Consider the following 8,646-nt stretch of genomic DNA (forward strand, 5'->3'; position numbering starts at 1 on the left):
ATGAAGCCGCCGCTCGGCGTGCCTGACAGGGCCACGAACAGGCTGCCCGGCTTCACCAGGCGGCTGTCCTGGGTGACGAAGTCGATCGGGGTATCAGGGAATGATCCCGTTACGCCCAGCGCGCGCGACGGCAGGGAGTTCGCCGACAAGGCGGAAGCCTCGGGCGCGGTGGCGATGATCGTGCCGCACGAGATCGCGGGCATCGGCGTGCCGCAGATCGTCGTGCAGGATACGCTGATCGACGGCCTCTGGGGCCTCGCCCGCGCCGCACGTGCGCGCTTCCACGGGCCGGTGATCGGGCTCACCGGCAGCGCCGGCAAGACCAGCACGAAGGAATTTCTGGCGGCCTATCCCAACGCCTATGCGAGCCCCTCGAGCTTCAACAATTTCTGGGGCGTGCCGCTGACGCTGTGCAATGCCCGACCTGATGCGAGTCTCTGGGTCGTCGAGATGGGCATGAACCAGCGCGGTGAAATCGCGCGGCTCAGTGAATTGACCCGGCCGACGGTCGCGCTCGTCGTCAACGTCCAGCCGGTGCATCTCGAAAAGCTCGGCTCGCTCGACGCCATCAGGCGCGAGAAAGTGTCGATCGCGCTCGGCCTGCCTGATGATGGCGTGCTGGTGCTGCCATCAGGGATCAAGGCGCCTGATTGGAAAGGCAAGGTGGTGCGTTTCGGCGAGAAGGCCGAGGTGCACGAGGTCGCGCATGCCCCGCATGGCGAGAGCTGGCAGGTCGTGGCTGCAATCGGCAAGAAGGAGATCGCCTTCAGCCTGACGCCGGGCGCTCCGCATCGCGTGCAGAATGCGCTCGCCGCGCTCGCTTCGATCCACGCGGCGCATCTGGACGTCGCGACGCTCGCGATCAAGCTCGATCGCGTCGGCATCATGACCGGTCGCGGCGTCGAGCAGGCGGCCGGCGGCGTCACCGTCATCGACGACAGTTTCAACGGCAATCCCGCCAGCGTTGCTGCGGCATTGCAGAGTCTCCAGGCGCGCCACGTGAGCGGCGGCCGCCGCATTGCGGTGCTCGGCGACATGCTGGAGCTGGGTGAAGACGCACCAAGCTACCACACCGCCCTGACCTCGCATCTCCAAGGCATCGACGGCGTCTTCTGCGTCGGGCCGCTGATGCGCCACCTCTATGATGCGCTGCCGTCGGGCAAGGGGCTCGGCTGGCACGACGATCCCGCCACGCTCAAGGCCAGCGAGGTCGCCAGCCTGCTGAAGGCAGGCGATGTCGTGGTTGTCAAGGGCAGCAAGAAGATGTTCTGGGTCAACAAGTTTGTTCCGGGCCTAGTGGCCGCCTTGCAGGCAAAGGCGTAAACTGCTTGGAAGGCGCTGCTCCCGAATCTCCCCTTTGCGGCGCGCCGCCGTCCGGTTTCTTTGGGGTCGCCCGACCCATGATGAAGACCAGCGAATGCGCGTGAGACACGTTGAGGCCACCCGCGAAGGCCGCGTGCGAAGGGCGCCATAGGACCGACTGAATGTTTTACTGGCTGATCGATCTCTCCAACACATTTCCGGGCTTCGGTGGTGTCCGCACCGTTCTGAACGTCTTCCGCTACATCACCTTCCGCACCGGCGGCGCCATCGTCACGGGCGCGCTGTTCGTGTTCCTGTTCGGGCCCTGGATCATCGACCATTTGCGCATCCGCCAGGGCAAGGGCCAGCCGATCCGCACCGACGGTCCGCAATCGCATCTGGCCAAGAAGGGCACGCCCACCATGGGCGGGCTGATGATCCTGTCCGGCCTCACGGTCGGCACGGTGCTGTGGGCCAATCCGCTCAACCCCTACGTCTGGATCGTCCTGGCGGTGACGCTCGGCTTCGGCTTCGTCGGCTTCTATGACGATTACCTCAAGGTGACCAAGCAGACCACGAGCGGCTTCGGCGGCAGGCTGCGTCTTCTGATCGAGGCGATCATCGCCCTGGTCGCCTGCTATGCGCTGGTGCGGCTCAATCGCGATCCCGCATCGACCGCGCTGACCATCCCGTTCCTGAAGGACACGGTGCTGCATTTCGGCTGGTTCTTCGTCGTGTTCGGCGCCTTCGTCATCGTCGGCGCCGGCAACGCGGTGAATCTCACCGACGGTCTCGATGGCCTTGCCATCGTGCCCGTCATGATCGCGACCGCGAGCTTTGCGATGATCGCCTATCTCGCCGGCAACGCGGTGTTCGCCGATTATCTCCAGATCAAATATGTCGCGGGCACCGGCGAGCTCGCGGTGCTCTGCGGCGCGCTATTGGGCGCCGGTCTCGGTTTTCTCTGGTTCAATGCCCCACCGGCTTCGATCTTCATGGGCGACACCGGCTCGCTGGCGCTCGGCGGCATGCTGGGCGCGATCGCGGTTGCGGTGAAGCACGAGATCGTGCTCGCTGTCATCGGCGGCCTGTTCGTGCTGGAGGCGGTCTCGGTGATCGTGCAGGTGGTGTCGTTCAAGCTGACGGGCAAGCGCATCTTCCGCATGGCGCCGATCCATCACCATTTCGAGCAGCTCGGCTGGACCGAGCCGCAGATCGTGATCCGCTTCTGGATCATCTCGGTGATGCTGGCACTCGCCGGCCTCTCCACGCTGAAGCTGCGGTGATGGTTTTGCGATGATCCCGGTCACATCCTTCGCCGGCAAGACGGTCGCGGTGTTCGGGCTCGGCGGCTCGGGGCTCGCCTCCTGCCATGCGCTGAAGGCCGGCGGCGCCGAGGTGATCGCCGCCGACGACAATGCGGAGAACGTCGCCAAGGCGGCGCAGGCCGGCTTCATCACCGCGGATCTGCGCAGCGTTGCCTGGGACAATTTCGCGGCGCTGGTGCTCGCGCCCGGTGTGCCGCTCACGCATCCAGTGCCGCACTGGAGCGTGTTGAAGGCGCGGGAAGCGGGTGTCGAGGTGATCGGCGACATCGAGCTGTTCTGCCGTGAGCGCCGGCGTTACGCGCCGGACGCGCCATTCGTTGCCATCACCGGCACCAATGGCAAGTCGACCACCACGGCGCTGATCGCTCACTTGACGAAAGTCGCCGGCTACGACACCCAGATGGGCGGTAATATCGGTACCGCGATCCTGTCGCTGGAGCCGCCGCGCATGGGCCGCGTCCACGTCATCGAGATGTCGTCCTTCCAGATCGACCTCACGCCCTCGCTCGATCCCTCCGTGGGCATCCTGCTCAATGTCAGCGAGGACCACATCGATCGTCACGGCACGCTCGCGCATTACGCCGAAGTGAAGGAGCACCTGGTTGCGAACGTGCAGGGCAACGGCACCGCGATCGTGGGCGTCGATGACGGCTTTTGCCGCGACATCGCCGACCGGCTCGACCGCGCCGGCAAGAACGTGGTGCGAATCTCGGTCAAGAACCCGCTGGCGTCTGGGATTCATGTCGAGCACGGCACCATCGTGCGCACCGCGGGCGGCGCCCGCAGCGAGATCGCGACGCTCGGCGGCATCGGTTCGCTGCGCGGCCTGCACAATGCGCAGAACGCGGCGTGCGCGGCCGCTGCCGCGCTCGCGATGGGCATCAGCCTCGACGTGCTTCAGAGCGGCCTGCGCAGCTTTCCAGGCCTCGCACACCGCATGGAGCAGGTCGGCCGCCGCGGCAATGTGCTGTTCGTCAACGATTCCAAGGGCACCAATGCGGACGCCACGGCGCATGCGCTGTCGTCCTTTGCCGACATTTTCTGGATTGCCGGCGGCAAGCCGAAGGCGGGCGGCATCACCAGCTTGACCTCTTTCTTCCCGCGCATCCGCAAGGCCTATCTGATCGGCGAGGCCGCGCAGGAGTTTTCGAGCACGCTCGGTTCGGTGGCGCACGAGATCAGCCAGACGCTCGACGTCGCCATCGCGCACGCCGCGCGCGATGCAGAGGCCTCGGGGCTTGCCGACGCCGTCGTGCTGCTGTCGCCGGCTTGCGCCTCATACGATCAGTACCGCAACTTCGAGATCCGCGGCACCACGTTCCGCGAGCTGGTGCAGGCGCTGCCGGGTGTGAAGCCGGTGGTGTGAGAATGTCGCGGCGAGGCTGGATCGGACTGGTCGTCGCGCTTGCTGTCCCGGTCGGTTTCCTCGCTGTCGTCCTCATCGACAATGTCATGCACCAATTCGGCGCGTGCCGCCTCGTACGTCAGCGGGCGTTCGCATCGCCAAGCGGCAGTCAGCTGGTCGTCGTGGTCTGGAAGTCGTGCGGAGCAACCGACAGCACGCAAGCCAGCATCGTGGCGCGCGGCCGGACCTTCTCGCCCGAGGACACGCCGACCTTCGTCAGCGTGCGCGGGCATCCCGAGATCATCGTCGCCTGGAGCAGCGAGCGAGCAGTGCGGATCGGCTTCATTCCCGAGCCCGGCGAGATCTACAAGCGCGACCAGCGCACGGGGGATGTTAGCATCAATTACGAATAGGGCCTCTCGTGTCCCGGACGCGCGCAGCGCAAGCCGGGACCCAGAAGTTGCACGGACGGTGTCGGAGAGATGGGCCCCGGCTGAGCAGCGCACCGTACCGGACGATGCTTCGCATCGCCGGGGACGCTGCGCTGCGTCCGGGGCACGAGACTCTTCAAAACTTGAACGATCTCTTAACCCTGCGGTAACCAACCTCGGCGACCAATGGACGGACCTCTGTCCGAAAGCGGCCGCCCATGCTCTCCCGTGAAGAACGCACCCCCTTTTCCGAGTGGTGGTGGACCGTCGACAAGCCGCTGTTCGGCGCGATCCTGCTCTTGATGCTGACCGGCGTCATCCTGTCGCTGGCGGCGAGCCCGTCGGTTGCGACCCGTATCGGGCTCGATCCGTTCCACTTCTTCAGCCGCCACGTGATGTTCCTGGCGCCGTCCTTTATGGTGCTGCTCGGCGTGTCCTTCCTGTCGCCGCGCGCGATCCGCCGCTCGGCGCTGATCATCTTCACGCTCAGCATCATCCTGATCGTGGTGACGTTGACCATCGGGCCTGAAGTGAAAGGCTCGCGACGCTGGATCACGCTTCTCGGCGTCAACATCCAGGCGTCAGAAATCGCAAAGCCGTCCTTCGTCGTCATCGCCGCCTGGCTGTTTGCGGAATCGACCAAGCGGCCGGAGATGCCGGCGACCTCGATGGCGCTGGTGCTGCTCCTGATGCTGGTGTCGCTGCTGGTGATGGAGCCCGACTTCGGCCAGACCATGCTGATCCTGATGGTGTGGGGCTCGCTGTTCTTCATCGCGGGCATGCGCATGATCTGGGTGTTCGGCCTCGCGGGCCTCGGCGCCGCCGGCCTGTTCAGCGCCTATCTGTTCGTCCCGCACGTCGCCGGCCGCATCAAGCGCTTCATGAATCCGGCCTCCGGCGACACCTTCCAGGTCGATACCGCGATGGAGGCGTTCTACAACGGCGGCTGGTTCGGCTTGGGGCCGGGCGAGGGCATTGCAAAACGCAGCCTGCCTGATAGTCACACCGACTTCGTGTTCGCGGTCGCCGCCGAGGAGTTCGGCATCGTCCTGTGCCTTGCCATGCTGGCGCTGTTTGCCTTCGTCGTGATCCGGACGCTGTCGCGCGCCTATGCCAATGAGGACATGTTCTCCCGCTTTGCGGCCTCGGGCCTTGCGATCCTGTTCGGTGTGCAGGCCGCGATCAACATGTCGGTCAACCTCCAGCTCATCCCCGCCAAGGGCATGACGCTGCCGTTCATCTCCTATGGCGGCTCCTCGATCGTGTCGCTGGCCTATGGCGTCGGCATGATGCTGGCCCTGACGCGGCTGCGCCCGCGCACCGAGGTCGAGGCCAGCGGCCATGCCGAGGCGATGCGGAGTTACGCGTAAGCCGTCATTGCGAGGAGCGAAGCGACGAAGCAATCCAGAGCGTTTCCGTGGAGGTAGTCTGGATTGCTTCGCTTCGCTCGCAATGACGAGAAAGACCTTGTAAAACACCTGTCCATGACCACCTCCCCCCTGATTCTTCTCGCCGCAGGCGGCACCGGCGGGCATCTGTTTCCGGCCGAGGCGCTCGGCGTCGAATTGATCCGGCGCGGTTTTCGCGTGCGCCTCGTCACCGATGAGCGCGCGCTGCGCTACAGCGGGTTGTTCAGCAAGGACATGATCGACGTCGTGGCGAGCGAGACCGCGCGCGGCCGCAATCCGCTGCAGATCGCCTATGCCGGGCTCACACTCGCAACCGGCACATTGTCCGCGTATCGCCTGATCAAGCGGTTGAAGCCCGCGGCCGTCGTCGGCTTCGGCGGCTATCCGACCTTGCCGCCGCTGGTCGCCGCGAAATTCGCCGGCGTGCCCGGCATCATCCACGACGCCAATGCCGTGCTCGGCCGCGCCAACCGTTTCCTGTCAAGCCGCGTCCGCGCCATCGCGACGTCATTGCCCGGCGTGCTCGACCGCGATCCGGCGCTGGCAGGCAAGACGACGACGGTCGGCACGCCGATGCGCCCCGCCGTCCTTGCGGCAGCCGCGGTGCCCTATGCCGCCCCCGATGCGAATGGACCGCTGCGGCTGCTCGTCGTCGGCGGTAGCCAGGGCGCGCGCATCATGGCCGACATCGTGCCTGGTGCGATCGAGCGCCTCGAACCGGCACTGTGGAGCCGGCTGGTCCTGACCCAGCAGGTGCGCGACGAGGACATGAGCCGCGTGCGCGCGGTCTACGACAAGCTCAAGATCAAGGTGGAGCTCGCGCCGTTCTTCACCGATCTGCCGGCGCGGCTTGCTTCGAACCACCTCATCGTGTCGCGCTCCGGCGCGGGCACGGTGGCCGAATTGGCCGCGATCGGCCGGCCCTCGATCCTGGTGCCGCTGCCGGGTTCGATCGACCAGGACCAGTTCGCCAATGCCGGCGTGCTGGCCAAGGTCGATGGCGCCATCCGCATCCCGCAGACCGAATTTACCTCCGACCGTCTCGCCGCCGAGATCTCCGGCTTTGCCGCCGAGCCGGCGCGCCTTGCCGCCATAGCGGCCGCGGCGAAAGGGGCAGGGCGGCTCGATGCCGCCGAGCGGCTGGCCGATCTGGTGGTCAAGGTCGCCGGACTCTGACGCGAAAAAGCCCTTGTCTTCGTCTTCCAAAGCGGGGCATCCAGTACGAACGGCGCGGCTGATTTGGCCGTGATGTCAGCCAGTCGCCGCCTGCGCAAGGCGGCGAGGTCAGGGAACAGAGCATGAGACTGCCGCGCGAGATCGGACCCATCCACTTCGTCGGGATCGGCGGGATCGGCATGAGCGGCATCGCCGAGGTGCTGGTCAATCTCGGCTATGCCGTGCAGGGCTCGGACGCCTCGGACAATTACAATCTCGACCGCCTGCGCAAGAAGGGCGCCAAGGTCTCGGTCGGCCACAAGGCAGAGAATGTCGACGGCGCCGACGTCGTGGTCGTGTCCTCCGCGATCAAGCGCGACAATCCGGAACTGATGGCGGCGCGCGAGCGGCGCATTCCCGTGGTGCGCCGCGCCGAGATGCTGGCCGAACTGATGCGGCTGAAGAGCTGCGTCGCGATTGCCGGCACGCACGGCAAGACCACCACGACGACGATGGTCGCGACCCTGCTCGATGCCGGCGGGCTCGACCCGACCGTGATCAATGGCGGCATCATCAACGCCTATGGCTCCAACGCGCGTCTCGGCGCCGGCGACTGGATGGTGGTCGAGGCCGACGAGAGCGACGGCACGTTCTTAAAACTGCCGACGGATGTCGCGATCGTCACCAATGTCGATCCTGAACATCTCGATCACTTCAAGACGTTCGACGCCGTGCAGGACGCGTTCCGGCATTTCGTCGAGAACCTGCCGTTCTACGGCTTTGCGGTGATGTGCATCGATCATCCCGTCGTGCAAACCCTCGTCGGCAAGATCGAGGATCGCCGCATCATCACCTACGGCCATAATCCGCAGGCCGACGTGAGACTGCTCGACCTCACGCCGATGGGTGGCGGATCGAAATTCAAGGTCGCGTTCCGCGATCGCAACACGGGCGCGGTGCACGAGATTGCCGATCTCATGCTGCCGATGCCGGGTCGTCACAATGCTTCCAACGCGACGGCCGCGATTGCGGTCGCGCGCGAGCTCGGCGTTTCGGACGATGCGATCCGCAAGGCGATCGCGACCTTCGGTGGCGTCAAGCGCCGCTTCACCAAGACGGGCGAGTGGAACGGCGTTACCGTGATCGACGATTACGGCCATCACCCGGTCGAGATCGCCGCGGTGCTGAAGGCAGCGCGGGAATCCACCAATGGCAAGATCATCGCCGTGGTGCAGCCGCATCGCTACACCCGCCTGCAATCGCTGTTCGAGGAATTCTGCACCTGCTTCAACGATGCCGATGCGGTTGTCGTCGCCGACGTCTATGCGGCCGGCGAGACGCCGATCGACGGCATCGACCGCGATCATTTCGTCGCGGGCTTGCGTGCCCATGGCCACCGCGAGGTGATCCCGCTGCCGGCGGCGACGGAGCTTCCTGGCATCGTGAAGGGATTGGCGAAATCCGGCGATCTCGTGGTGTGTCTCGGCGCCGGCAACATCACGCAATGGGCGTATGCGTTGCCGGACCAGTTGAAGGCGCTGGGGTGAGAGTAGCGATGCTGCACTCTCTGTTCACGACAAGGCACACTGCGCTCCCTCCCCCCTTGTGGGGGAGGGTCAGGGAGGGGGGTAGCCCCAAGCGAGATCGGAGTTCGTGGCTACCCCTCTCCCCCGCCC

The 8,646-nt window shown here is 65.7% G+C and carries 7 protein-coding genes; all 7 read left to right on the top strand.

Annotation, left to right across the window (positions count from 1 at the left end; translation table 11 throughout):
- The 7 genes from G8O24_RS41810 to murC all read left to right on the top strand — a co-directional run bounded on the left by G8O24_RS41810 (position 1) and on the right by murC (position 8,517).
- Positions 1–1,323 carry a UDP-N-acetylmuramoyl-tripeptide--D-alanyl-D-alanine ligase gene (locus G8O24_RS41810; protein ID WP_438503276.1) on the top strand — a complete coding sequence of 441 codons (1,323 nt, stop codon included), beginning with the start codon at positions 1–3 and terminating at the stop codon, positions 1,321–1,323.
- Between the two features lie 161 nt (positions 1,324–1,484).
- Complete coding sequence (gene mraY / locus G8O24_RS41815) at positions 1,485–2,588, top strand: phospho-N-acetylmuramoyl-pentapeptide-transferase (protein WP_188108312.1); 1,104 nt, start codon at positions 1,485–1,487, stop codon at positions 2,586–2,588.
- Positions 2,589–2,598: 10 nt separating this feature from the next.
- Positions 2,599–3,996: a UDP-N-acetylmuramoyl-L-alanine--D-glutamate ligase gene (murD, locus tag G8O24_RS41820; RefSeq protein WP_188108313.1), complete on the top strand. Its 1,398-nt coding sequence runs from the start codon at positions 2,599–2,601 to the stop codon at positions 3,994–3,996.
- Positions 3,997–3,998: 2 nt separating this feature from the next.
- Entirely contained in the window at positions 3,999–4,388 is a 390-nt protein-coding gene (locus tag G8O24_RS41825; RefSeq protein ID WP_188108314.1) for a hypothetical protein, read from the top strand.
- Positions 4,389–4,624: 236 nt separating this feature from the next.
- Positions 4,625–5,776, top strand: a complete 1,152-nt coding sequence (gene ftsW, locus G8O24_RS41830) for a putative lipid II flippase FtsW (RefSeq protein WP_188108315.1) — start codon at positions 4,625–4,627, stop codon at positions 5,774–5,776.
- Positions 5,777–5,890: 114 nt separating this feature from the next.
- Positions 5,891–6,991: an undecaprenyldiphospho-muramoylpentapeptide beta-N-acetylglucosaminyltransferase gene (gene murG / locus G8O24_RS41835; RefSeq protein ID WP_188108316.1), complete on the top strand. Its 1,101-nt coding sequence runs from the start codon at positions 5,891–5,893 to the stop codon at positions 6,989–6,991.
- 122 nt (positions 6,992–7,113) lie between these two features.
- Complete coding sequence (gene murC / locus G8O24_RS41840) at positions 7,114–8,517, top strand: UDP-N-acetylmuramate--L-alanine ligase (RefSeq protein ID WP_188108317.1); 1,404 nt, start codon at positions 7,114–7,116, stop codon at positions 8,515–8,517.
- The last annotated feature ends 129 nt before the right edge of the window (positions 8,518–8,646 follow it).

Origin of the sequence: Bradyrhizobium campsiandrae, from assembly GCF_014529705.1 — a bacterium.
Lineage (GTDB): Bacteria > Pseudomonadota > Alphaproteobacteria > Rhizobiales > Xanthobacteraceae > Bradyrhizobium > Bradyrhizobium campsiandrae.

Coding starts and splice junctions, on each gene's coding strand:
- G8O24_RS41810 (WP_438503276.1), top strand. CDS start 1: ATGAAGCCGCCGCTCGGCGTGCCTGACAGGGCCACGAACAGGCTGCCC.
- mraY (WP_188108312.1), top strand. CDS start 1,485: ATGTTTTACTGGCTGATCGATCTCTCCAACACATTTCCGGGCTTCGGT.
- murD (WP_188108313.1), top strand. CDS start 2,599: ATGATCCCGGTCACATCCTTCGCCGGCAAGACGGTCGCGGTGTTCGGG.
- G8O24_RS41825 (WP_188108314.1), top strand. CDS start 3,999: ATGTCGCGGCGAGGCTGGATCGGACTGGTCGTCGCGCTTGCTGTCCCG.
- ftsW (WP_188108315.1), top strand. CDS start 4,625: ATGCTCTCCCGTGAAGAACGCACCCCCTTTTCCGAGTGGTGGTGGACC.
- murG (WP_188108316.1), top strand. CDS start 5,891: ATGACCACCTCCCCCCTGATTCTTCTCGCCGCAGGCGGCACCGGCGGG.
- murC (WP_188108317.1), top strand. CDS start 7,114: ATGAGACTGCCGCGCGAGATCGGACCCATCCACTTCGTCGGGATCGGC.